This is a genomic window from Streptomyces sp. NPDC019937 (genome assembly GCF_040631655.1).
GTDB lineage: Bacteria > Actinomycetota > Actinomycetes > Streptomycetales > Streptomycetaceae > Streptomyces.
This window is the reverse complement of the sequence record NZ_JBEYAL010000009.1, coordinates 35,320-58,549: the sequence shown is the minus strand read 5'-3', so window position 1 is coordinate 58,549 and position 23,230 is coordinate 35,320. Positions and strand designations below refer to the sequence as shown.

Sequence of the window (23,230 nt, the reverse complement as noted above, 5' to 3'; positions counted from 1 at the left end):
GGAGGCCGGCGCGACTGTGTGGCAGCGAATCGGCGTCGTCCGGCAGCCGCAGCCGCTGGTTGCGCGGATCCTTCTTCGCCACCTTCGACTCCGGCTGCCGGGGCCGCTTCATTGGGAGGCCTATGTGGTGGACCGCCGCCCGGTGCGGACCCAGCCGCTGACGGTCGCACACCCCCGACAACGTCAACTGGCGCACTACCCGCAGCGTCATCGCCATCGCTCGCCGCCGTGCACCCGTGCCACCGGTAGGCAGGGGCGCTGGGGTAACGTGATGATCATTCGGCTGTCAGTGACCGTACGGCCCTGACTGGCCCTATCGGAACGGTGCCGTGATACGGGTGGGGCCTGGGGCCAGATCGACGCAGGGGAGATACGTGCCCGACCCGACCATACCGACCAGTGGCCTGACCGTCGGCGTCCCACCAGTCGTCGCCACGCATTCCTGGCAGGGTTTCCACTGCGAATCCCGGCTCGTACGCACGGACTCGCCGTACGTGGCGCCCGTGGTGCTCGTTGGAGGTGCGTTCCAGACGAAGGAGAGCTGGGGCCGGGTCGAGGCGGAGTTCCTCGCCCATGCCGACGTCTTCACCGTTGATCTGCCTGGCTGGGGCCAGGCGGATGTCCTGCCCGAAGAGCACGGCGTGGAGTCCTTGGCCGACGCCCTGGACCACATGCTCGACGAGGTCGGCCTGGATGTGGTCAACGTCGTCGGTGGCTCCTACGGCACCGCCATCGCCTACACCTTCGCCCAGCGCCACCCCGACCGCGTCCGCCGCATGGCCCTGGTCGGCACCATGACCTCCATCCCCGATCACGCGGAGACCGCCATCCGCCGGGCCATGGAACTCCTGCCCGCAGGACGCATGGAGGACTTCGCCGATACGGTCCTGAACCTGCTGTTCAACCCCCGCACCATCGATTCCGTCACCGGCGGCGCCCGGCTGCGTGAAGGGATGCGCCGTCGGCTGCTCGCCCTGAGGCCCCAAGAGGGTGCTCAAGCCTTGGCGAACACCGTCCGCTTGCTCGTGCACAAGAGCCTCGACACGAGCATCGCCCCACCCATGCCGGTTTTGGTGGTCACCGGGGAACACGACCACTTCACCACTCCCGACCTGTGCCGCGAAGTCGCCACCACCTGCGTCGACAGCTGGTTCACCACCATCACCGACGCCGACCACATGGTGCCTTTCGAGCGCAGCGCGGAGATCGTCGACCTGCTCACACGCTTCTTCGCCGACCAACCGCTCACCGGGCTCTCCTACTGCTGCGACGCCACACGCATGTCCACGGCACTGGCCGCGTCACCCCGCTGAGCAACTGTGTTGGGTCGGCCGTTCCCCTACGTGCGGTACAGCTCGCCCGGGTCGGGCCGCCGTGCGAGGGCGTCGGCCGCGCCGCGGACCCGGGGGCCACGGGCGAGCGAAGCGGCCGATGGTCGCCGAAGTGTGACCGGAGAGGTCGTCAGCGATCCGAAGCAGGGCGACAATCCGATCGGGGCGGGGGTTCCAGGGAGCGTCCGCAAAGTCTCGCCGGGCTGGACGCCTGCGGTCTGCTGGTCGATAGGGGGACAGCAGGCTGGAGCCGCTGGTGCCCGACCGGTCGACAGTCCGCCGGTGGCGGACCATGTTCCTGCGCGACCGGCGCGTGGGCTTCTCGCCCACGAGGGTGCTGCACATCGAGGCAACGCTGAGAACACTCACTGTTGGTGCTGGCGTTCTGGGCGCCAGCACGTGGTACCACGACCACCTGTGTGCGTCCGCACGTGGTCGCGGGAGTCCTCGGCCGTATCCGATGGTGCCCATGGCGGACTGGCCGGACGGTGATCGTCGAGTACAAGCGGGGCACCGACGCAGGCGTGATAAACCCACGCACCGTCGCGGCCCATCCCCGGCCAGGTGGCCGCCGTCCCCGCATTCCTGGGCGAGCTCAACCAAGCCTTGGATGCCGGGCGTCGGCTACGCCTCCGAGTCCTACCCCGGTTCCGTGCACGGGTTCACCATGTCCGACACCGATGCCTTCGGCCCCCCGGACTGAAGCGTCACTGGGACCGTCTGCTCCCCCTCCTGGGCTGCACACCGGCCAACAGCTGAAGGTCCGGCACGTCGTAGGGTGGGCGGCCACTGAACTGGTCGAATGAGCCGACCTCAAACGACCCCGGGAGTGGGCATTGACAATGAATCCGGCCATCGTGATCGGCAGCTGCCGCGGCAACGCGGCTCACCAGCCGGCGAGGAGGGCAAGCGAATGAGCGGCGCCGCGGTGGTGATCGGTGGTGGACTTGCGGGGATGCTCGCGGCGAGCGCGCTGCTCGACCACGTCGATGCGGTGACGGTGATCGAGCGGGACCGGTACCCGGACGGCCCTGAGTTCCGCAAGGGCGTACCGCAGGCACGGCACCCGCACATCCTCCTCGGCGGCGGCATCCGCGCCATGACGGAACTGCTGCCCGGGGCCGAAGCCGCTTTGCTGGAAGCAGGGGCACACCGGTTGGACGTGCCCAGGGATCTGCTGGCGCGCTTCCCCGACGGGTGGTGGCGCCGCCACGACGAGCGGCGGCAAGCATTCCTCAGTTGCACCCGGCCGATGCTGGACCATGTCGTACGCGGCCTGCTGTCACAGGCGGCCGAACGGTCGAGTACGCGGGTGGACATCCTCCAGGCAACGGAGGCGATCGGTCTGCTCGGTACGCCCCGCCGGGTGTCCGGCGTGCGGGTGGCCGAACGCGACGGGGACCGCGCGGAACGCGAACTGCACGCCGATCTGGTCGTGGACGCCTCGGGCCGCGGCTCTCGCGCACCGGAGTGGCTGGCGGAGCTCGGCCACCCCACCCCGGACGAGGACATCCTGGATGCGGGGCTGGCATACGCCACCAGGGTGGTACGTCTGGACGAGCCGGGGGACAGGACCGGGATTCAGATCCATCCGGCGCCCGGCATTCCGCGGAGCGGCGTGGTGCTTCCGGTTGAGGGAGGCAACTGGATGGTGGCGCTCGCCGGGTTCCAGGGCCATCAGCCGCCCACCGACGAGGCGGGGTTCCTGGAGTTCGCCGCGACGCTACCGGATCCCATCGTCCATCGGTTGCTCAAGACCGCGCAGCCCTGCTCGCCGATCCGGGGTTTCCGCAACACCGCCAACCGCCGTCGCAAGTACCACCTGCCCGGTGGCGTTCCAGAGGGCTTCGTGGTGCTGGCCGACGCGGCCTGCACCTTCAATCCCATCTACGGACACGGCATGTCCGTGGCCGCGTTCGGGGCTTTGGCGCTGCGGGGAGCTCTCGCCCAGCACGGTGTGCGGCCCGGCTTGGCAGCGGCGGTCCAACCGGCCATCGCGGGCGCCGCCGACGTGGCGTGGAACATGGCGGTCGCCGCCGATCGTCCCTACGCGTCCGGCGACTCAACGTCGTCGAGTGTATTGGAGCGCCTGCGCAACCGGTATCTCGCTCGCTTGTATGCTCGGGCGGGCCACGATCCGGTGGTCTGTGGAGCCCTGTGTGAGGTGATCACGCTTGAGGCCGCACCCTCCCTGTTGGTTTCGCCGTCGATACTGCTTCGCACACTCTTGCCGCCCCGCCGCCCCGGGTTGTCCACTCCGCCCCAGCAGGTAACGGCCTCCGGTGGGCGTCGTGCCTTCGCCGGCAAGACCAGTTAGCGACAGTCCCCGGCGGCCGCCGCAGCCCGCCGATCGACGCGTTCGAGCCAAATCCGAGCGCTGTCGGCACAGTGGCCGAAGACCCATAACAAGCGGCTGTCACGCGCCATTTCGTCGGAGAATCGGGCCACCCGACGTTGATAACGGACACCCCTGCAAGTCCTTGGTCGGCGATTGAGGAGACGCAAGGCTGCTTGATACGGTGATCTTGGACGGCGTCTGAGCTGGCCGAATACGTCAGTTGACCGAGCATCAGATGGGTAGGTACGGGGTGGCGGATCTCCTTCGGACGCAGGTGCCGGACGTGGCCGAACACATGACACGAGTGGCGGCGCGTATTGACACCTTCATGGATCAGATGTATCCAGCCGCCCCTGGCGGTGACGCGGATCCGGAGTTGCTGGCTGACCCCGCCGCTTGGTCCGCTCTGTCTCCAGCAGCCAAACAGCAGACGGGCGCGGACCTGGGCCAGGCGTTGGTGGCGCCGGTGCGCCACCTTCTCCAGGCCGGTGGACAGCGTTGGCGCACGACCCTGATCCTCCAGGTCATCGAGGCCTTGGGCGGGGAGGAAGGCGCCTTCGGCCCGCTGGTCGGCGCTGCCGAGCTGACGCACACCGGCTCCCTGATGGTCGACGACGTCGAGGACGACGCGCCTACCCGGCGCGGCCGGCCCGCGGTTCACCAGGTGTTCGGGGCGCCCGTCGCCCTCAACGCCGGCACGCTGGCTTACTTCGCCTTCGACCGGGCCGTCCAGTCCACCCTCGCGCACGATCCACACTTGCAGGCCGAAATATATGGTGTGTACCTGGCAGCTTTGCGTGCCGCCCATGCCGGCCAAGCCTTGGACATCCAAGGACATCACCGCGAGATGCACTCCGCGCTTGCCACCGGCTCCCCCACGCAACTGCTGGAGCGGGTCCTGCTCACCCACCGTCTGAAGTCCGGCGTCATGCAGGGCGGCTGGTTGCAGATCGCTGCCATGGTCAGTGGCGCGCCCGAGCCCGTACACCAGGCACTGGCCCGCTTCGGCACCGCCGTGGGCACCGCGTATCAGATCTGCGACGATATCGCCGATCTGCGCGGCGTGATCCGCGCGGGCCAGGCCACCAAACAGGCCGGCGAGGACCTGCGCAACGCCAAGGTCACCATGCCCCTGGCCTATGCCGTCCAGCTCCTCCCCGCTCACCTGATGCGCCCGATGTGGCATACCATCCACACCGGACAGGTTGATACCGCCTTCATCGCCGAGACCATCCAGCGATTCGAAGAGTGCGGTGCACTGAACACCTGCGCCACCCGAGCCACCACGCTCCTGGACGACGCTTGGGAGGAGTTGCACCCCCTCCTCCCTGCAGGCCCGGCCACCGACCTGCTGTATGCCATGGCCCACCACCTCATCCACCGCAACCTCGCCCGCTGAACAGTGACACGGGTCCTGGCGCCCGTGGGGCAAGCGATGAAGAGGAGCGTCCTGCCGCCCGTATGAGCGGTTGCTTGGCCTGGTCCGGGCGGGCCCGTCACGTTCGACGGTGATCTCGGCACGGGCCGGATGCGCCCCCGGCCGCGCTCATCGTCGGCGTGGCCGAATGGCAGGGCCGGGGAGGGCGTTGGTGTCCGGGGGCTATGACGTCAGCGGTTGTCGCCGAGTTCCTGGTGCATCTGCGGCTGGTCGTCCTGATCGTGGGTCAGGGCGAAGCGTTCGACCGCGTTGAAGGCCTTGGAAGCGATGCCGAGGATGTCCGCATAGGGGTTGACGCCGACGGCCTTCTCGGCGGCGCCGCCCAGCAGACCGCCGCCGAGGCCGCTGACGACGCTGTGCCCTGCGGCGAGGTGCTTGCCGGCATCGGCTAGCACGGTGTGCGGGATCCCGGCCATGTCGGCGTACTTGTCGGTGAGCGCCACGCGGACCATGGCAACGTACGCGTCGTGTGCCCCGGGCGGCAGGAACTTCTTGTAGAAGTCCAAGGCCTGCTTGGTCATGAAGACACCGTCGTCCGTCTTCTGCCACTCCGTTTCCCGCAACGAGGGTCTGGTCATCGACTCGGAGACCGGCATCCCCTCCCTCAAGGCCCACCGGGCCGAGGGCCAGCGGGCCTCGGCGAAGGCCCTGGAGCAGGAGATCAAAGCCCGGATGCCGGAGCGCTCCCTGGCGCCGCTTCGGCCCCGCGTCCGGCAACGAGCCGAAGGCTAAAGACTCCGTCGGCCGGTACGTGATCACCGCCTTCGTGAAGGGCGCCAACCTGGGCCCCTACGAGGCCGCCCGCCACATCCCCGGCGTGAGCGGGCACGAGCTGTCGCTGGCCGCAAACCGGCACTTCTCCATCCCGACGCTGAACGAGGCCATCGCCGACCTGGTCAACGCGCATGCCCGCCTGGACATCTCCCAGGCATGGGGCGACGGCTCCACGGCCGCCGCGGACGGCACCCACGTGGACACCTACCTCAACAACCTGCTCTCCGAGACGTCCGTGCGCTACGGCAAGCCGGGCGGTATCGCCTACCACCACATCTCCGACACCTACATCGCGCTGTTCACGCACTTCATCCCGTGCGGGGTGTGGGAGGCCGTCTACATCATCGAGGGCCTGCTCAAGAACACTTCCCACCGGCCCAGGAAGAGAGCCGAGTACGTGTACATCGACGCCCTGTTCGGGGAGAGCGGCCGCAACGTCATCGACTCCGACCTGATCGAGTCCCAGTTCCGGCACCTGATGCGGGTGGCGATCTCGGTGCGCGAGGGCGTCATCTCCTCCACCCTGCTGCTGCGGCGCCTGCGGGCCGGGTCACGCAAGAACGGGACCTACACCGCCTTCCGCGAGGTCGGCCGCGTCATCCGCACCGTCCAGTTGCTGCGCTACCTCTCGGACGCCCCGCTGCGCCGGCGGGTGACCGCCGCGACGAACAAGGTCGAGGCATCCAACGGCTTCTCCCAGTGGATCGGCTTCGGCAACGGCGGCGTCATCACCGACAACGATCCCGTCGAGCAGGAGAAGACCGCGAAGTTCAACGCGCTGCTCACCAACGCGGTGATCTTCCACAACGCTTTGGACATCGCCGAGATCGTGCGCCAGCTCCAAGAGGAGGGCTGGGAGATCGACCCCGAGGAGCCTGGCCCACATCTCGCCGTACCTGACCGAGCACATCCGCCGCTTCGGCGAATACTCCACCCACGAACTCGGCATCCAGCCCGAGGCGTACTACCCGCACCTGGACATCGACTTCAGCCCGCTGCGCGGCGACGACCCCGGCACGGACGGATACGGCCAAGCGGCCTGACTCCGCCCCTGCCGGGGGCCCACAGCTCGCCCCTAAAACGTAGGACAGCTTCTCAGCTTGTCCTTTGACCTTCGTCAGCGCCGTTGGTGCCGGGCCGTTGGATCTACTCCATCTGACTGAACCAGTGGCTGTTTGCCCTGGTTGGCGCCGCCCTTGACGCCATGACGGGCCGCTATGAGTACCGACATGTCTCGCACCGTAGTGCTACTCCGTCATTCGAAGGCCGACTCTTGTTCGGTGGCGGTGATCACCAGCGTCCGCTCGCCGAGCGCGGCCGTCGTTTTGCCGGTAACCCGGGGACGGACGGGACCATCCCCGGGCGCGGGCTTCCCAGGGGGGCACGGACAGTCAGCGAAACAGGCGGAAGAATCCGCGCACCTGCTTGACCAGCGACTCCGGCTGCTCCAGCGCGGCGAAGTGGCCGCCGTGCGGCAGTTCCTCGAACCAGCGCAGGTCGGTGAACCGCAGCTCGGCCTCCCGCCTCGACGGGCGGGTTATGTCGCGCGGGTAGACCGACAGCCCGGATGGCGCGGTCACCTTGTCCCGGAAGTTGGCGAAGCTCTCCCAGTACAGGCGCGCCGACGACGTGGCCGACGCGGTGAACCAATAGACCGAGATCTCGTCGAGGATCGTCTGCCGCGACAACGCGTCCTCGGGATGGCCGTCGTTGTCCGTCCACGCCCAGAACTTCTCGGCGATCCAGGCCGCCTGCCCGGCCGGGGAGTCGGTGAGGCCGTAGCCGAGCGTCTGCGGCCGGGTCGCCTGGATCGCCGAGTATCCCCGGCCGGTGCGCTGCATCTCCTTCTCGGCCTCGAGATTCGCCAGCTCCGCGGGCGTCGGGTCGTTGAACGTGCCCGCCGCCACGGATCCCAGGTTCAGGTGGACACCGGCGACCCGCTCGGGCGCCACCTCGCCCAGCGCCGCGGACACCGCCGAACCCCAGTCACCGCCCTGTGCGCCGTACCGTTCGTAGCCCAGCGAGACCATCAACGTGTCCCAGGCGCGCGCGGTGCGAGTGACGCCCCACCCGGTCGTCGACGGCTTGTCGCTCCAGCCGTACCCGGGCAACGACGGCGCGACCACGTGGAACGCGTCCGCCGGGTCACCGCCGTGCGCGCGGGGGTCGGTCAGCGGGCCGAGGACTTCCAGGAACTCGAGCACCGAACCCGGCCACCCGTGCGTGAGCACGAGCGGGAACGCGTCCGGCTCCGGCGAGCGGACGTGCAGGAAGTGGATGCCCAGCCCGTCGATCGTGTCGCGGTACTGCGGGAACACGTTCAGCCGCTCGGCGAACCCGAAATCGTAGTCCTCGGCCCAGCTGCGGCAAAGCTCCTGCGCATACGCCAGCGGCAAACCTTGTGACCAGTCGTCCACCGGCTCGCGCTCGGGCCACCGTGTCCGTCGCAATCGTTCACGCAGGTCCGCGATCTCGGCTTCGGTGATGCTGACCTCGAATGGCTCGGCGGACATGGCAACGCTCCTTACTGGTCAAGGCGTTATCGGATCAGATGCAGGTGGACCGTCATCTCAGATGCAGGTGGACCGTCATCGCGGGCTCCCACGCGTGGCGTCGGGTTGGGGGTGGCGGTCGGCGGTAGGGCGCCGGGTCAGGCTGAGGACGAGTCCGGCCAGGGGGAGTGCCGCGAGCACGGCGAGGGCCACCGGCACCGGCACGATGCCGGACAGACCCGCGACAGCGGCCGGACCGATCCCGCCGCCCAGGACGTTCATGAAGTTGAGCAGGCTCTGTGCGGTGTCGCTGTCGTCCGCGGCGACCAGGTCCGGAGCGAGGCTCACCAGTACGGCTTGGGCGCCGGCGAACCCGCACACGGTCAACGCCGTGCCGATGACGATCGGGATCGGCCCGGTGGAGATCGCGACCACGAGCACGCCGACGACGGTGAGTGCCGCAAGCCCGGCCGACACCTGCCAGCTGGTGAACCGGTCCGTCAAGGTGCCGACCAGCCGCCCGGCCAGCACCGAGCAGGCGGCGGCCGGGACCAGGAGCACGCCGGCTTCCAGGGGGCCACCGCCCGTGGCCCGCTCGATCAGGGACGGGGCGCGGAACAGCACCCCGTAGTAGCCGGCGAAGACGGTCCCGCCGATGAGCCCGGCCGCAAGGAAGCCGCGGGATGCGATCACCCGCCGGGGCACGAACCCGTCGGGCGTGCTGCGCACGCGCCACCACAGCCCCACGGCGGCGAGCGCCCCGGCGGCGGCCACGACGAGTATGACTGGAGAGGGCAGGCCGACCGAGTGTGCCTGCAGCAACGTGATCAAGGAGCCGGCGAGGACCGACAGCACGGCCGCGCCGACGATGTCGAGTCGCCCGGTCGAGCCGTTTCGCTCGCCGCTACCGCTCCGCGTCAGCGCGCGCCTACTCGGCAATGCGGCCAGCAGGAGGGGCAGCGCGAGGACCGGGATCGCGAGCACGGCACGCCACCCGAGCCATGCGGTCACCGCCCCGCCCAACAGTGTCCCGCACCCCGACGCCGTCGCGCTGGCGGCCGCGATGATTCCCAGGGCGCGGATCCGTTGCCGCCCGGGAAGGGCGGTGGCCGCGGCAAAGACGGCGATCACGGTCGCGCCCGCGCCGGCGCCGCCGATCAGCCGGCCGACGATCACGACGGACAGTGTCGGCCCGGCTCCGGCGAGCGCGGAGCCCGCGGCGAGCGCCATGACCCCGGCGACGAGGATTTGGAAGGGGCTCCAGCGGACCAGCAGCCGACCCGCGACCGGCATCGCGAGCGCGGAGGTCAGCGACCACGCGGCGAGAATCCATGCGGTGGCCCCGAACGGCACCGCGAGTGCGCGGCCGATGGCCGGCAGGGCCACCGACGGCGCTCCCAGTGCCACGTACATCGGCAGCACCAGCATCCCCAAAGTCAGCCCCAGCCGACGCCCGTCCGAGGCGTTCGTACGCTCGGGTGCCGGGGCCTCTCCAGACGTGGTCGTCTGCGGCGCGGTCCCCTGCCGAGTAGGTTGTGACATGTTAAAGCTCCTTTGAGTGTAACATTATGGAGCGGTGAGGAGATACGTCAAATGCAAGATGCGTGTTACAGCCCGCAGGTGGTCCAGACGGCCGTCGACCTGGCCAACACCTTGAGGCCGATCAAGGGGGAGGACACGCTTGAGACCGTGGAGCAGCTCCGGGACTTCCTTGACGACCATCCCGTGTCGGTGCCTCCGCGTTCGGCCGCGAACCAAGGGACCGGTCCGCGACGTCTCACCCGCGCCGACCTGGCGGAAGTCCGCGCGTTGCGCGAGACGGTGCGTGAGGTGCTCGAACGGGCGAACGCGGACGCGGTCGAGGCTGCGGCTCTGATCAATGATGGTCTGCGTCGCAGCCGCGCCACCCCGGTACTGCGCCACGAGGACGACCGCTGGTGGACCGAGGTGACCTCCGACACGGACCGCTGCGCGGCGCACCTTGCCGCGGCTACGCTCAGCGCACTGGCTTCCGTGATCGCCACGCTCGGTCCCGCTCGTCTCGGCGTATGTGCCGGGCCGACCTGCCGGGCCACCTTCGTCGACCTCTCGCGCAACGGCTCGAAGCAGTACTGCACCCGAACCTGCGCACACCGGGCCAGCGTCGCGGCCTACCGGAGTCGGCGCAGGCCGCATTGAGCGCCGGCACCTGCCCCTGCCAGACCGGCTCCGGGGTTTCGTCCGAGCCCGCCTTCGACGAACCCGTTCGGGCCTCCGAGGGCGTTCCTGGCGATGCAGTCGGCTCAGCACTTGGGCGCAGATCGGCACCCTGGTCCGTCAACGCGCACTGGACGTCGCGAAGTCCACGTTCCCGCAAGCTGTCCTGCGCCACGGCCCACTGTTCCAGGGACCAGCGCCGTGTGGACTGCAGGTGCGCAGGGCGCCAGTTCGTCCCGGTGGCGGAATGAGAAACCAGCGCCTCCAAGCCGTCGAGGCCGGCTTCCGAGAGCGTGATCACACGGCATCGGGGGAGGCGTGGGGGATGTGCAGGGCAACGAGGTTCGGATGGAAGTTGTAGAAGGCGGCGGTGACACACCTGATCCCACAGCACCGAACGGGGCGGACCGTCCGGCGAAGTACGCCATGGCCCCGCGCGCCAGCCCGACCCCCGCATACGTGTCGTTGTGCTCGGGTGCGGTACGCCACGCGGAAGGGATGGTGAGCGTTGTAGCAACGCCGGGCCTCGCGCGGCGATCGCAACCATTGCCCCACGCTACGTGAGCTAGAGGAGTCGGGCAGCACTGGAGCGGCGGGGTCTTCCTCGATGCGCAGCCTGCCGTGCAGGTTCGTGGAGGGTGATGCCTCTTGCCCGGCAGCAGCCGCAGCACCGGCCGGCTGGCCTGCCGACCGCCGTATGACGGTCGGCAGGCACGGTTGTGGGACGGCCGGGCATCCGGCGCTGATCGAGTGCCAGTCGAGGGTCGCGCTGCTCGCCGCCTATGCCGAGGGCAACGCCGGTGACCAGGCACCATGATGGTTGGGCGTACGAAGCCACCGATCGGGTCCTGGTGTGCGCCTACGCCTTGCTCGACGGTGATGGTGAGCAAGCGGCGAGTGCGCCCGCCAAGCCAACGGGGACCGCGCCGGGATGACGCTGGACCGGCTCGAAGCGCAGGGTCCAGTCACGGCTGAGCGGCCCGCGCTCCTGATCGGGTGCCGGGGAGGGTATTGGGCGGGGACTGCTGCCATTCGGTTGCCAGGACCGAGTAGATCGTCAGATCGTGCCATTTGCCGTCTGCCCAGCAGTAGTCGCGCAGTACTCCCTCGTGCGTCAGACCGGACTTTTCCGCGGCCCGCCGTGCAGCCACGTTGGACGGCATGAAACCTGCCCAGATCCGGTGCAGCCCGAGCTGGCCAAAGGCGAACGCGCCCATGAGGAGGCCGACCTCGACACTCAGGCCCTTGTGGGTCTTGTCAGGCCGGAAAGCACAGCCGAACTCCGCACTGCGGTGTCCTACCTGTACGATCGCGCCTTCGGACGGCGGTGCGACGAAAAGCTTGACCGTGGCGATGAGTTCGTCCGTGCTGATCTGGCTGACGGCCAGCCTGAACTGCGTGCGCGGGCGCTGTCGCGCACTCTCGGCGGCTTGTTCCACCAGTTGTGCTGCTTCGCTCTGCTGAAAGGGCGTCATGCCGAAGTGGAGTGTGGTTCTGGGGTCGCCGAAGATGCGCAGCACACTGTCGACGTCGGCAGAGGTGAACTCCCTGAGCCGGAGGTCCTTCCTCTCCAGCATCACCGGCTGGCCTTCTGTGTAGCTGCTTTCCTGCGCAGGTGCGCTCATCAACGGTCACTTTCCGGTTGCTTGGCAGGCAGGTTACGTGTCTGCTGATTTGGCTGCGCCGTGTCGGCTCCCGCCCGGCGCTTCTCCTCTGTCTGGAAGTCGACTCGCGTGACCCAGAGAGGCTTTCGTGAACGCAGTCCCGGTACATATGTCAGTGCAGGCAGCAGTACCCCGCACATCAGGCCCCGCCCGCGCGGGACGCGGACGCTGTGCACCCCGGCCACGTTCGGGAGGCCGCGCAGCTTCTCTTCCTCCGCCGAGGTCATGCCCCAGGGCATGGGGGGCGGCTGGTAGCCGGCCGGATAGCGCCATTGGCGACGTACCGTACGGCGGGTGACCCACTGAGGCGGTGTGTCGAATACGAGCGCCGCACCGGAGAAGCGGTGCGCACACTCAGCGATCAGGGCGTGTGCCTCGGCAGGCGACAGGTACATCAGCACGCCCTGAGCCGTGATCAGCAGCCCCCGCGAAGCGTCCACCTCGGCTATCCATGACCCGTCCGTCACCGAACAGGCCAGGGTGCGGCGGCGGTCCGTGTCCGGTAGCAACCGTTTCCGGACAGCGGCCACGTCGGGAAGGTCGACGCTCAGCCAGCGGACGCTGCCGTTGTCCACCCGCCAGAACTGCGTTTCCAACCCTTCGCCCAGTGAGACCACGGTCCCCTCGGGGTGGTCGGCGAGAAAGCGGCGCACCTCAGTATCGAAACAGAGGGCACGCAGTCCCGTCCCCTGCGCCTGCCCCCAGTTTCCGGAGCCGAAGCGGCTTTTGAAGGGAAAGGCGATCGAGTCAGTCAGCTCCACCGCTTTCGGGTCATACAGTGCGGTATCCGGGTCACGGGCATCGAGTGCGCGGTGATATAGCGTCCATAAAGTCGTCTCCGCGACGCCTGACAGCTTTAGATCTTGTTCTTGCGGGTCCACCACTCGACAGTAATATGCCCACTCCGCATCGCTCAAATCGTGGAACCCGGCGCCCGCCCCACCTGACAGCCGGACCATCAACCCGTCCGTAAGCGGGAAATCTCCGATCTGAACGAGCGGTAAGGGCCCGCCGAGAAGTTGACGGGCCCTCACGCGAGAGTTTTATGTAGTGGGTCTGATCAGGTCAGCGGGGTGCTGGCCAGAACTCGCCGCAGTACGCTCCAGGACAGGTCGGACTGGGTCGCGAACTTTTTGTGATCCTTGCTCTTTTCGTGGATGTAGTCGAAGGCGTTCCGATTGTGGCTTTCGTCGTCGTGGTGCTCCACGGAGGAGTCGTCCGGGTTGAGGTAGACGTGGAAGCTGGCGCCGAACTCGGCGGTGGAGTTCATGTATCCCGGGCCGGTGGTCCCGTCACCGCCGTTCATCGGGCAGTACACCCGGTGTACGGCGTAGGTGTCCTTCGTGAGCCAGGCGCACTGCCCCGGGGTGAGAGTGAGCAGGCCGAGCTTGGTGGCGTCCCAGTCCAGGCTGTCGTAGACCATGACGTCGAGCTGGCCGGCGAGGCAGAAGACGATGCCCGACGTGTGCCCGTGGGAGTGGATGGGCGAGTAGTGCTGCGCGGGCCAGATTTCCAGCACCACCGGGGAGCCGATCTCACCCTCGGGGTCTTCGAGGGAGTCGAGGTGGCCATGCTTGGTGGCCAGGTGGTCGTAGTGCCCTCGGCCGGTGCAGGCGACGCGGATATAGGGCGGGTGGGAACTGTCTTCGTCGTACTTCAGTTTCAGGATTCGGCGCAGTAGTCCCATCTTGCTATGCGGCTCGGCGGGGGCCAGGTGCTTGCGCATCGCCTCCACTTCCCAGGCCGAGAGCCGCAGGTCCTCGGCCTTGCGAGCCAGGTCCATCACCGCGGGCGGGATCATCAGCTGCCGGGCGTACTCGTCGAAGGACGTCGCCTGTCCGATCACCAGTGAGGGGGCGGCCCGTGCACCCTGCAGGCGCAGCTGCCGCTCTTCCTCCTTGGTGATGTGGAAGGGATACGTGTCCCCGGGCGCGTCCACGGTGTCGGCCAAAGCTCTGACGTCGGTCGTGCTCATGAAAAACTCCTTATCGGGCGGGCCGCACGGTCAGGGTGTTCCTCGTAGTCGCCGTACCGTCAGTTGGGAATGGAATCCCGGTAATCGCTCGCGTTGAAGTACCATAGTTGTTCAGTGGTCGAAAAGTTCCTGACCAGGGCGGCCTCAGTCCACTCCAGTCCGAAGTCATCCCTGAGTCCCAGCCCGGCCGAACGGTTCACATACGGGGCGATATTCATCAGATGGGTGCCTCCTCCTGACCAGTCGGACCGAAAGCACCACTTCTGTCGATCTGAGTCGTCGGGCTCTTTGAGCAGCGGCTGGCTGGCGAGAGAGATCTTCGGCTCGTCACTGTCAACGGCCAGACGGAACGTTTCACCGCCTTCCGATATTTCAACGTGACACACCGTCCACCCGCCTACCTCTCCGATTTTCCGCGTCGTCCACCGCTGCGGGTAGTGGTCATAAGTCGAGTAGCGGACGCTGCATATACGTGCTCCGTCGAAACACTTGCCTCCCTGTACGGTCAGGAGGCTCCCATTCAGGCGGTTCACGATGAGTTGCTTCTCGCCCTCGTACGACATGACTACTCCTTGCCTTTCGTCGTTTCACCTGCCTGGTGGTACGTCTGCGCGGAGTGCGGAGACGTAAAACTTGGACCAGCGCGATTCACTCATGTGGGTGAGGTAGTCGAACTGCGCTTGCATGATGTTCATTCCTGGCCTACCTGGTTATCGACGCCCGTGCCGCACCAAGACGCTGTGGCCCAGGTCGAGAAGCGGTCGACTGGCGCTCGGGGCCCCCGAGAAGCGCTGAGGGACTGCGCCGCGTGACGCGGCATGGCGGGCGGACAGCCGTCACCATCCGGGCGGTTGCCGCGGCCGCCGGGCAGGCCCTGCCCCGGAGTGGTGGGTTGATCGACCTCGCGACCTTGATCACTGCCGAGCCCGATGATTGGCTGGTCGGCATGACTGCGCTCGGACCCCTCGCCCGGCCAGCCGCGCCGATCAGGACCGAGAGGCTCGTGCTCCGTGACCTCCGGCGCCCCGGCCTGTTCGTGGTCGATCTCGACGGAGCGATGGAGCGAAGATCGGCTGAGGTCCTCTGAAAGCACTCCTTGGCCCACGACTCCATGAGGAACCGGCACCGATGACAGACAACTTCACTGCCGCGGCCGCCCCCGGCGCGCTTCCGGTCGTCGGTCATGGATGGGCGCTGCTTCGGCGCCCGCTCGACTTCACCGCCTCTCTCGCCAGTCATGGTGATCTGGTGACGATCCGGCTGGGCCCGCTGCGCGCGTACGTCGCCTGCCATCCCGAGCTGCTGTGGCAAGTCCTGACGGATGACCGCACGTTCGACAAGGGCGGCTGGATGTATGACAAGGCGCGCGCGCTGGCCGGCAACGGCCTGCCACTGTGCCCCCACCGGGATCACCTTCGGCAGCGCCGGCTGATGCAACCGGGTTTCCATCGCAGCAAGCTGGAGCGGTACAGCGAGGTCATGGTGGACGAAATCACCGCCATGACAGCCTCTTGGCGGGACGGCCAGATCATCGAGGTCTTCCCGGCACTCTTTGACATGGCACTGCGTACGGTCAGCCGCACGCTGTTCCGTACCAGCGTCGACCCTGAATCGGTGGAGGAGTTCCGGCGCGGTATGGCAGCCGCAATGAGTAGTTTCCTGCCCCGGTTGATGCTGCCGAAGTGGGGTGAGAAGCTTCCGCTGCCCATGGTCCGCCGACTCCAGCAAGTGATGCAGGATCTCCTGCACGCCCGCGACCGCCTCATGACCGAGAGCGCCCGTGATCCGGGCGAGGACGGCGGCATCCTCTCCGCCATGATCGCCGCCCGGCAGCAGGAGGGCGACGGCGGGCTGTCCGACGCGGACATCGATGAGCAGGTCCTCCCGCTGCTCATAGCCGGGTCGGACACCGTCGCGGCATCGCTGGCCTGGGCCCTGCACCTCCTGGTCCAGCACCCCGACGCCGAGCGCCGGGTCCACGAGGAGGTGGACCGGGTGCTCGACGGCAGGCCGGCGCAGTGGAGCGATGCGGCCCGGCTTCCCTATACCTCCCGCGTACTGACCGAGGCGCTCCGCCTCTATCCTCCCGCTTGGCTGCTCACACGGGTGACCACCGCCCCCACTCGGCTGGGCGGACACGAACTGCGCTCCGGGAGCACGGTCATCTTCAGCAGTGCCGCGGTACACCGGCACCCGCGCTTCTACGCAGATCCTGAGGTGTTCGACCCCGACCGCTGGCTGCCGCACCACATCGGCCGTCTTCCTCGCGGGGCGTACCTGCCCTTCGGCGCAGGATCACGCAAATGCATCGGAGATCGCTACGGCATGGTCGAGGCCACCCTCGCCCTCGCGACCATCGCCCACCGGTGGCAGCTGCGCAGTGCCCCGGGATCCGACGCGCGTCCGGCTCCGCACAGCGCCATCCTGCACCCGCGCCGCCTCCTGTTGCGGGTACGACCGCGGCCAGGCACCGCATGAAAAGGGCAAGCTGAACCAGCGCCGCGAGGGCGTGTGTCGAACTGCGTGCGGTGACGGACGGGCCGTCGTGTCCTGCCCATCATGCAGTCGGAGGCTGCGCAGGGGAGTCGGAAGTTCTACGGCTTGCTGGGCTTTGAGGAAGTCATGAATCTCGGCTGGATCATGACGCTTGCCCCGCCGTCCAATCCGGCGGCGCAGGTCAGCGTCATGACCAGCGACAAGACCGCCCCGGTCACCCCCGATATGAGCGTAGAAGTCGACGACGTGGAGGCCGCTTACGTGGTCATGCGGGACAAGGAATGGGGAGTGCGGCGGTTCTTCGTCCGTGACCCCAGCGGCCGCGTGATCAACGTTGTGAGCCATCGCTGACGCTTCCCGCACTACGGGGACGGTGCTGGTCACAGCCACTCGTTGACGGCCGCGACCAGCACGGTCGCCTGGTAGCGGACGTCGGGCTTGTCATGGCGAGTCGCCACGGCGAGGTGCCTTTTTGAGGTGGTTGATGCCGCACTCGACCGCGTGCCGCTCGCGGTAGTCGTCCTTGTCGGGGATGGTGCAGCAGATGCCGCGCCGACGCGTCCGCGTCGCCATGGCCGACAGGCCACCGCTTCGCCGACCGGACCCGGGCCCGGCACGCGGACGTCCACGCCTTGCTGGAGGCAGGCCACCGCCTGCGCTCGGTCCAGCGACAGCTCGGCATGGCCTGGCACACCGTCAAGGGTTCGCCGACGCCGCGAGGCCGGAGGACCTGTTCACCGGCCAGTGGCAAAACCGGCGCTCGGTCCTCGACGAGTACAAGCCGTACTTGGACGCCCGCTGGAACGAGGGCTCCACCGATGCGTGGAAGCTGTGGGAGGAGATCATGCCGCTCGGCTACAAGGGCAGCTACCAGCGCGTTCGCGCTTACCTGCGCGAGAAGCGCACCTCACCACGACCGGTGCCCGCCCGGCCGCCCTCACCCCGCGCCGTCGCCGGATGGATCCTCCGACACCCGGACACCCTCGACGAGTCCGAGCAACTCCAGCTCAAGGCCGTCCGGATGCACTGTCCCGAACTCGACGCTCTCACCTGCCACGTCCGGTCCTTCGCGGTCATGCTCACCGAGCGGCAGGGCAAGCGGCTCCCGGACTGGCTCGACGCCGTCATCACCGACCTGACTCTGCCCTGGGGCTCGGGAGTCGTGGAAGGGCACGTCAACCGCATCAAGATGCTCAAGCGCCAGATGTTCGGCCGCGCGGGCTTCCCCCTCTTGCGGAAGCGCGTCCTCATGCCCTGATCACCGACGGCGGGAGGAACTCGATGGCGTCAGCGTCGGCGGATGTGCAAGCCTTCTCCTCCCAGATGCCGGCCAAGAAGACTTTGATGACCCGCGACGACGCCCTCGATCGGCTCAGACACATCGCGCGTGAGCGGGCATTTGGTAGGCACGTCGGGTCTGACCGACTCATTCAGGCAGGTCTGGACGCGCTGATTGCTGGGGTTGAGAGCCCGTCCCTCGCCATGCTGGCTGGCCGTCTCAGGAGCGAAGAGCCCGAAGCGCCAGCGCTCTTTGACCAAGTGCTGGAGGAACTGGGACTGCTCTTCCACCCGCCATCGGACCCCCGGGCCGCAAAATGGGCGATGGCCTACTGGATCGCCGGTCAGATCGCCGACGGATCCCTGGATCCCGCCGTCGGCACTCACCTCATCTGGGCAGACATCGCCTATGACCTCGGCTACCCCGAAGAGCTGGAGCCGCTTGTGCACTGCGCGCACAACCTGGAGGGCTGGGAGAAGAGCTGGGGTGTCTCCTTCGAGGAACTCAGCAGCGAAGCGATCGAGGCGGCGAAACAGTTCTCGAACGCGCGGCCGACGGCGGAGAACTGACAGCTTGTTTTCGCCACCGGGATTGGGCCATCTCCTATCTGAACCCCTCACTCAGCGTGGCCGCGTCACAGAAGTGAGCCAGAGCCACAACTCGTGAACAGAGCCACACCGGAGGGCCTCCCGCCGCGATCTCCATCTGCGGGAGAAGACCTTCGAGCTCACCAGCCTGCCTGCGCCCGGTGGTAGCACGCGGTGACGACGCTCACTGCGTGCCGATGGCGTAAGTGGTGCCGTCGGCGACGGCCTGGAGCTTGTCCGGGTTGGCCACGTTGTGGATGGCGGTGATGCGGCCGTCGGCGTCGAAGTCGAAGGTGACGGTGGCGATCACGCGTCCCGGCCCGCTGAACACCATGCCCGGCCCACCGTTGATCTCGACGAGTTCGGCTTTCATATCGGCGGGCTCGACGTCCTGGTAGGTGACGGTGCCGATGGCCGCGAACCAGGCGGCCACCGTGGCCGCGCCCACGACCGGGCGCAGGGCCTGGCGGACCTTGCCGCCGCCGTCGGTCCACAGGGTGACGTCCGGGGACAGCAGTTCCATCAGGGCGTTGACGTCACCACCGGTCGCGGCGGCGAAGAACCGCTCGGTGGCCTCGCGCTGCCGCGCCCGGTCGGCGGTGAAGCGCGGCCGCCGGGCCCGCACGTGCTCTCGGGCTCGGTGCGCGGCCTGCCGCACCGCGGCTTCGGAACGCTCCACCGCCTCCGCGATCTCGGCGTGGCTGAAGTCGAAGACTTCCTTCAGCACGAACACCGCGCGCTCCAGCGGGCTGAGCGTCTCCAGCACCACCAGCATGGCCATCGACACCGACTCGGCCTCCGTGACGGCCTCGAAGGCGTCCCCGCCGGTGAGGATGGGCTCCGGGAGCCACGGCCCCACGTAGGTCTCCCGCTTGTGCCGGGTGGAGCGCAGCCGTTCCAGTGCCAGGTTCGAGACGATCCGCGTCAGGTACGCCTTGGGGTCGGCCACCTGCGAGCGGTCCGCGGCGGACCACTTGATCCAGGCGTCCTGGACTGCGTCCTCGGCGTCGGCCGCGGTGCCGAGGAGGCGGTAGGCCACGGAGAACAGCAGCCGCCGGTGCTCGTGGAAGACCTGATGGTCGGGGTGGGCGGTCAGGTCGGTCACCGGGCCTCCCGGACCCGAGTGAAGCGACCCCCGCGAGGCCAGAACGCGCCCGAGACGGGCATCTTCTTCATACGGCCGTAGGTCGGCCAAGGTGAGGCAGTCACCGTCTCCTTGTACCGGACGGCCATGCGTCCGGTCAGGCAGATCCGGCGCGGGCTGTCGTCGGGCCGGGTGAACTGCACCACCGCGTCGCCGCGCCCCAAGCTCACCGGCGTGTGGTAGTAGCCGAAGCGGAACGGCTTGGGCTGCTTGCCCTTGAGCACACGGTCGATCGACAGCGCGGCGTGCACCCCGGTCGGCATGCCGCCTTGGCAGGTGCCGTGCATGACGCCGTAGCCCTGGCGGATTGCGGCCGCGTCACCGATCGCGTACACGTCGGGGTGGGACACCGACCGCAGCGCGGCGTCGGTGACGATGCGTCCGCGGCCATCGACGGCCAGCCCCGCGGCGGCCGCCAGCGGCGACACGCGCGTGCCGCTCGTCCACAGGACCGCGTCGGCGGCGATGCTCTCCCCGCCCGCCAACTCGACCGCGTCGGGCTGCACCTTGGCCACCTCGACCCCGGCGCGCACCTGGACGCCCAGCCGGTCGAGCGCGGCCTGCACGTACGCCTTGGCCTTGGGGTTCACGGTCGCACCGGGCTCGGCCCGGCCCAGCAGCACGACGTTCAGCTCCGGGTGCCGCTCGGCGATCTCCGCGGCCGACTCGATGCCGGTCAGCCCGCTGCCGGCGACCACCACGGTGCCGCTGCCGAGCCGCCCCAGCTGGTCGGCCAGCAGCTCGGCGTCCTGCGCACTGCTCAGGGTGTACGCGTAGTCCTCGGCCCCCGGCACCGCGGACGTGTCGGCCACCCCGCCCAGCCCGTAGACCAGCGTGTCGTAGTGCAGGACCCGGTCGTCGTCGATCCGCACGGTCCTGGCGTCCGCGTCCACCGCGGTGACCCAGCCACGCACGAACCGCGCGCGCGTGCCCTCCAGCATCTCCGGGATGCTCAGCTCGGCAAGTCGCTGGCCGGTCGCCGTCATGTGCAGCCGCATGCGCTCCGTGAACCGTTCCTGCGCGTTCACCACGGTCACCTGTACGCCCTCGTGCCGGTTACCCCGGGCCGCGAGCTGGACGGCCGCGGCCATGCCCGCGTATCCCGCCCCCAGGATCACCACGCGGTGCGCGCTCGCCGTGCTGGTCTCCTGCCCTGCGCTCATCGTTCGTCCTCCTCGGCTCGCTTACTGACGCCCACCAGATGGGAGCAGGCGGCCTGGACGTGACATGCGTCGGGTGTGATGCACGACACAGTCGGAATCCGGGGCCGCCGGAAGGCGGTCGAAGTCCGCGAAGCCGTCACGACTGCCAGTCCCCTCGGGGCACGGGCGGGCCAGCAGGAAGTCTCCGGTCGAGAAGACGACGGTCAGGACAAGTTCGGGACGTCACTCATGCGTCGTCGGCGGCGTCCTTGTCATGCAGGGGAAGCAATCACCGGGCAGGTCGGGCAGTTGGAAGGAGTAGCGCCAGCACGTTGATGTGGTGCCGGACGAACGGGGAGGGGCGGGCAACGTCCGAGGGTGCCGACCTTCCATGCCGTCCTGGTAGCGCTGGTAGAGCTGTCCGTGCTTGCCGTGGAAGATCTTCCGGGCCGCACGAAGTCCTCCGCGTCGAGGGTTGCCTGTTCGCGGAGGCGGCCCTCGAGGGCCTGGCGGCGTTCGCCGTCACCGAGGCCGGGGCGACCAGCGCGGCCCCGTAGAGCAGATCACCCCCACCGGCAAGCGCAAGGGGCAGGCCCCCTCCGTGGCCGACATCTACCGGGCGCTCGCCGAGCACGCCAAACGCGAGGCGTCTCCCGAGGCGGTCGAGCAGGCCCACGCCGACTTCGCCGCCCTCACCAGCAGCGAAATTCCTGAACGCCGCACAGAAGTCAAGGCCTAACGACAAGTTGAGTGACTTGTCGCTTCGTGGCAGCTTCGGGAGATCAGGGCCTGGCCGCGTGCACTCCTCGGCCCGGCACGCGTCGGCGGGCTCCTTTATGAGGCGTCGAATGAGGGCGTTGATCTCTTTCTGGGCAGGGATCATCAATCGTCCGGCCGGACGACGGTGGGCATGCCCCTCATGCCGTATACACCGTGTGCACGCCAGCGCCTGGCCAACAAGACCGGAGTACAACAATTCACTCGCGTGGAGCACACTCCCCGCGCTGAGTTCCATCCTGCCATCCGTGGAGTGGTCCCCGCGCGGGTCCCGTCCCACCTGGGTGCCGCCCGTCCAAGCAGTCTGCTGTACGGCATGTTCCGCCCGACCGACGCAGAACATCAGCTGCGGGAGTCCGGCTGGTGCAACGGTAACCCCACATACCTCGATGTCCTGGCCGTCCGATGCCGCGAACGCGACTGGCCGCAGCCGCAGCGAGAAGGGCCTTCGCTGGGGAGGATGACCTCTCACCGTGGCAGCAATGCAGCCGGAGAACATTCGCAGTCAGAGCGCTAGGCCAAAGGGATGATTTTCTGTACTCAGTGTGGTGAATCATCGCGAGCGTAGTTGTACTGGTCCCTACCGACTGTGGGGTGCCCATCTCCTTGTCGGGGTCAGGATGGAGATCGTTTTCGCTTTCTCTATTCCGTTCCCTTGGGCACCCCGGCAGCGAGTAGCAGCCCCGCGCCACCCTGAATCGAAGGGGCTGTATCATGCCCGTTGCATTCACTCCCCCCACGCCCGTGGCGTGTACCACGTTCACGGCCCAAGTCACCTCCACCCCTGCCGGGGTGAGCGCCGGAAACACCGCCACCTTCACCTACGACGGCCAGACCCAGATCGCGACCGTCGCAGCTGGCGGGACCACCCCTCCGGTCACCTTCACGGCCGTGGGGTCCGGCTCCCAGACCGTCACCGTGGTGTACACCAGCGGCACCACGGTCACCGGCGCCGAGATCGTTCCGATCACCATCACTCCCGCACCCCCCGGGTCGATCTCGACCATCCTGACCGTCGTGGGCACGACCACGCAGGCCAGCACCACGCTCACCTGCGGCGGAGACAGCGCCTCGCTCAACGGCACGATCCAGTACACCCTGCCCGGCGGGGGGACGGTATCGACGCCTGTGATCAACGGCGTCGTGACCCCGGTCGACCTTGGGGTGCTGCTGACGTCGGGTCAGTCGGTGACGGCCACCTTCGTAGCGGCTGCCGGGACCTGCCCCGCGTGCGTCTTCGTCCCGGTCACCACGAGCCTGTGCACGGTGCTGCTGCTGCCTCCGAGTGGCGCGGTCACGGCAGGTCAGCCCACCACTCTCTCAGCGTTGGTGCTGTGCAACGGCCAGCCGGTCAGTGGGGCCACGGTCACTTTCTCCGGTCCCAGTGGCACGCTCGGTACGGGCACCACCAACGCCTCCGGCCAGGCTTCGGCAACGGTCACCTTCCCCACCGCCGGAGCCACCACTGCCACCGCCACGGTCACTGCCACCCCGGCCGGTATCGCCTGCAACTGCACCGGCACCGCATCCCTGCCCATCCCCATCGTCGTCCTGCCGCCGGTGAGCATCTGCACGGTGCTGCTGCTGCCTCCGAGTG

23 protein-coding genes and 2 pseudogenes are annotated in these 23,230 nt (G+C 68.2%); 14 read left to right on the top strand and 11 right to left on the bottom strand.

Translation table 11 applies throughout. The features are described 5' to 3' along the window. Positions 1 to 374: 374 nt before the first annotated feature. The 4 genes and pseudogenes from ABZ562_RS11165 (at position 375) to ABZ562_RS11150 (ending at position 5,068) form a co-directional block, all read left to right on the top strand. Positions 375 to 1,313 (top strand): alpha/beta hydrolase, encoded by a 939-nt coding sequence (locus tag ABZ562_RS11165; protein ID WP_361476574.1) that lies wholly within the window; start codon positions 375 to 377, stop codon positions 1,311 to 1,313. A 539-nt stretch (positions 1,314 to 1,852) separates the two neighbouring features. Beyond that, positions 1,853 to 2,090: pseudogene (locus tag ABZ562_RS11160) on the top strand (dienelactone hydrolase family protein); the annotation flags it as partial. A 154-nt stretch (positions 2,091 to 2,244) separates the two neighbouring features. After that, positions 2,245 to 3,648, top strand: coding sequence for an FAD-dependent monooxygenase (locus ABZ562_RS11155; RefSeq protein WP_361476572.1), 1,404 nt, complete (start codon positions 2,245 to 2,247; stop codon positions 3,646 to 3,648). 241 nt (positions 3,649 to 3,889) lie between these two features. Then, positions 3,890 to 5,068 (top strand): polyprenyl synthetase family protein, encoded by a 1,179-nt coding sequence (locus ABZ562_RS11150; RefSeq protein ID WP_361476570.1) that lies wholly within the window; start codon positions 3,890 to 3,892, stop codon positions 5,066 to 5,068. 209 nt (positions 5,069 to 5,277) lie between these two features. On the opposite strand, the gene ABZ562_RS11145 is transcribed toward ABZ562_RS11150, so the two are convergent. Beyond that, the gene (locus tag ABZ562_RS11145; protein WP_361476568.1) at positions 5,278 to 5,628 is read right to left on the bottom strand and encodes a hypothetical protein; all 351 of its coding nucleotides are present in this window, start codon (positions 5,626 to 5,628) and stop codon (positions 5,278 to 5,280) included. On the opposite strand from ABZ562_RS11145, the gene ABZ562_RS11140 reads away from it, so the two are divergent. Beyond that, on the top strand, positions 5,627 to 5,839 hold the full coding sequence (locus ABZ562_RS11140; protein ID WP_361476566.1) for a hypothetical protein: 213 nt from the start codon (positions 5,627 to 5,629) through the stop codon (positions 5,837 to 5,839). The genes ABZ562_RS11145 and ABZ562_RS11140 overlap by 2 nt on opposite strands. 19 nt (positions 5,840 to 5,858) lie before the next feature. Further along, positions 5,859 to 6,992, top strand: a complete 1,134-nt coding sequence (locus tag ABZ562_RS11135) for a Tn3 family transposase (RefSeq protein ID WP_361476564.1) — start codon at positions 5,859 to 5,861, stop codon at positions 6,990 to 6,992. Between the two features lie 280 nt (positions 6,993 to 7,272). Here the strand turns inward: ABZ562_RS11135 and ABZ562_RS11130 are convergent, their stop codons facing one another. Together ABZ562_RS11130 and ABZ562_RS11125 are read right to left on the bottom strand one after the other, a co-directional pair. Then, positions 7,273 to 8,394, bottom strand: a complete 1,122-nt coding sequence (locus ABZ562_RS11130) for an epoxide hydrolase family protein (protein ID WP_361476562.1) — start codon at positions 8,392 to 8,394, stop codon at positions 7,273 to 7,275. A gap of 75 nt (positions 8,395 to 8,469) precedes the next feature. Next, a complete protein-coding gene (locus tag ABZ562_RS11125; protein ID WP_361476560.1) occupies positions 8,470 to 9,915 on the bottom strand; it encodes an MFS transporter in 1,446 nt (481 codons plus the stop codon). Positions 9,916 to 9,993: 78 nt separating this feature from the next. On the opposite strand from ABZ562_RS11125, the gene ABZ562_RS11120 reads away from it, so the two are divergent. Continuing rightward, complete coding sequence (locus tag ABZ562_RS11120; protein ID WP_361476558.1) at positions 9,994 to 10,551, top strand: CGNR zinc finger domain-containing protein; 558 nt, start codon at positions 9,994 to 9,996, stop codon at positions 10,549 to 10,551. A 983-nt stretch (positions 10,552 to 11,534) separates the two neighbouring features. On the opposite strand, the gene ABZ562_RS11115 is transcribed toward ABZ562_RS11120, so the two are convergent. The 4 genes from ABZ562_RS11115 to ABZ562_RS11100 all read right to left on the bottom strand — a co-directional run bounded on the left by ABZ562_RS11115 (position 11,535) and on the right by ABZ562_RS11100 (position 14,771). Beyond that, on the bottom strand, positions 11,535 to 12,194 hold the full coding sequence (locus ABZ562_RS11115; RefSeq protein WP_361476556.1) for a GNAT family protein: 660 nt from the start codon (positions 12,192 to 12,194) through the stop codon (positions 11,535 to 11,537). Next, a complete protein-coding gene (locus ABZ562_RS11110; protein WP_361476554.1) occupies positions 12,194 to 13,114 on the bottom strand; it encodes a class I SAM-dependent methyltransferase in 921 nt (306 codons plus the stop codon). Before ABZ562_RS11110 ends, ABZ562_RS11115 begins: the two co-directional genes overlap by 1 nt. Before the next feature lie 179 nt (positions 13,115 to 13,293). Then, on the bottom strand, positions 13,294 to 14,208 hold the full coding sequence (locus tag ABZ562_RS11105) for a hypothetical protein (RefSeq protein WP_361476552.1): 915 nt from the start codon (positions 14,206 to 14,208) through the stop codon (positions 13,294 to 13,296). A 59-nt stretch (positions 14,209 to 14,267) separates the two neighbouring features. Next, positions 14,268 to 14,771, bottom strand: coding sequence for a hypothetical protein (locus ABZ562_RS11100; RefSeq protein ID WP_361476550.1), 504 nt, complete (start codon positions 14,769 to 14,771; stop codon positions 14,268 to 14,270). A 245-nt stretch (positions 14,772 to 15,016) separates the two neighbouring features. On the opposite strand from ABZ562_RS11100, the gene ABZ562_RS11095 reads away from it, so the two are divergent. The 3 genes from ABZ562_RS11095 to ABZ562_RS11085 all read left to right on the top strand — a co-directional run bounded on the left by ABZ562_RS11095 (position 15,017) and on the right by ABZ562_RS11085 (position 17,055). Continuing rightward, the gene (locus ABZ562_RS11095) at positions 15,017 to 15,295 is read left to right on the top strand and encodes a hypothetical protein (RefSeq protein ID WP_361476548.1); all 279 of its coding nucleotides are present in this window, start codon (positions 15,017 to 15,019) and stop codon (positions 15,293 to 15,295) included. Positions 15,296 to 15,336: 41 nt separating this feature from the next. Then, a complete protein-coding gene (locus ABZ562_RS11090; RefSeq protein ID WP_361476546.1) occupies positions 15,337 to 16,686 on the top strand; it encodes a cytochrome P450 in 1,350 nt (449 codons plus the stop codon). Positions 16,687 to 16,767: 81 nt separating this feature from the next. Further along, positions 16,768 to 17,055 carry a glyoxalase gene (locus ABZ562_RS11085; protein ID WP_361476544.1) on the top strand — a complete coding sequence of 96 codons (288 nt, stop codon included), beginning with the start codon at positions 16,768 to 16,770 and terminating at the stop codon, positions 17,053 to 17,055. A 90-nt stretch (positions 17,056 to 17,145) separates the two neighbouring features. Here the strand turns inward: ABZ562_RS11085 and ABZ562_RS11080 are convergent, their stop codons facing one another. Continuing rightward, positions 17,146 to 17,277 carry a hypothetical protein gene (locus ABZ562_RS11080; RefSeq protein WP_361476542.1) on the bottom strand — a complete coding sequence of 44 codons (132 nt, stop codon included), beginning with the start codon at positions 17,275 to 17,277 and terminating at the stop codon, positions 17,146 to 17,148. A gap of 214 nt (positions 17,278 to 17,491) precedes the next feature. Between ABZ562_RS11080 and ABZ562_RS11075 the strand changes: the two genes are divergently transcribed. Together ABZ562_RS11075 and ABZ562_RS11070 are read left to right on the top strand one after the other, a co-directional pair. Then, positions 17,492 to 17,962, top strand: coding sequence for a hypothetical protein (locus ABZ562_RS11075; RefSeq protein ID WP_361476891.1), 471 nt, complete (start codon positions 17,492 to 17,494; stop codon positions 17,960 to 17,962). Positions 17,963 to 17,985: 23 nt separating this feature from the next. Then, complete coding sequence (locus ABZ562_RS11070) at positions 17,986 to 18,552, top strand: hypothetical protein (RefSeq protein ID WP_361476540.1); 567 nt, start codon at positions 17,986 to 17,988, stop codon at positions 18,550 to 18,552. 202 nt (positions 18,553 to 18,754) lie between these two features. Here ABZ562_RS11070 and ABZ562_RS11065 read toward each other — a convergent pair whose 3' ends face one another. The 3 genes and pseudogenes from ABZ562_RS11065 to ABZ562_RS11055 all read right to left on the bottom strand — a co-directional run. Beyond that, positions 18,755 to 19,675: an RNA polymerase sigma-70 factor gene (locus ABZ562_RS11065; protein WP_361476538.1), complete on the bottom strand. Its 921-nt coding sequence runs from the start codon at positions 19,673 to 19,675 to the stop codon at positions 18,755 to 18,757. After that, positions 19,672 to 20,877 carry an FAD-dependent oxidoreductase gene (locus ABZ562_RS11060; protein WP_361476536.1) on the bottom strand — a complete coding sequence of 402 codons (1,206 nt, stop codon included), beginning with the start codon at positions 20,875 to 20,877 and terminating at the stop codon, positions 19,672 to 19,674. Before ABZ562_RS11060 ends, ABZ562_RS11065 begins: the two co-directional genes overlap by 4 nt. Positions 20,878 to 21,103: 226 nt before the next feature. Next, positions 21,104 to 21,306, bottom strand: a pseudogene (locus tag ABZ562_RS11055) (hypothetical protein); the annotation flags it as partial. 151 nt (positions 21,307 to 21,457) lie between these two features. Here ABZ562_RS11055 and ABZ562_RS11050 point away from each other — a divergent pair. Beyond that, positions 21,458 to 21,595: a hypothetical protein gene (locus ABZ562_RS11050; protein ID WP_361476534.1), complete on the top strand. Its 138-nt coding sequence runs from the start codon at positions 21,458 to 21,460 to the stop codon at positions 21,593 to 21,595. A gap of 830 nt (positions 21,596 to 22,425) precedes the next feature. Then, positions 22,426 to 23,230, top strand: an 805-nt coding sequence (locus tag ABZ562_RS11045) for a hypothetical protein (RefSeq protein WP_361476532.1), incomplete at its 3' end; no start/stop codon positions are given.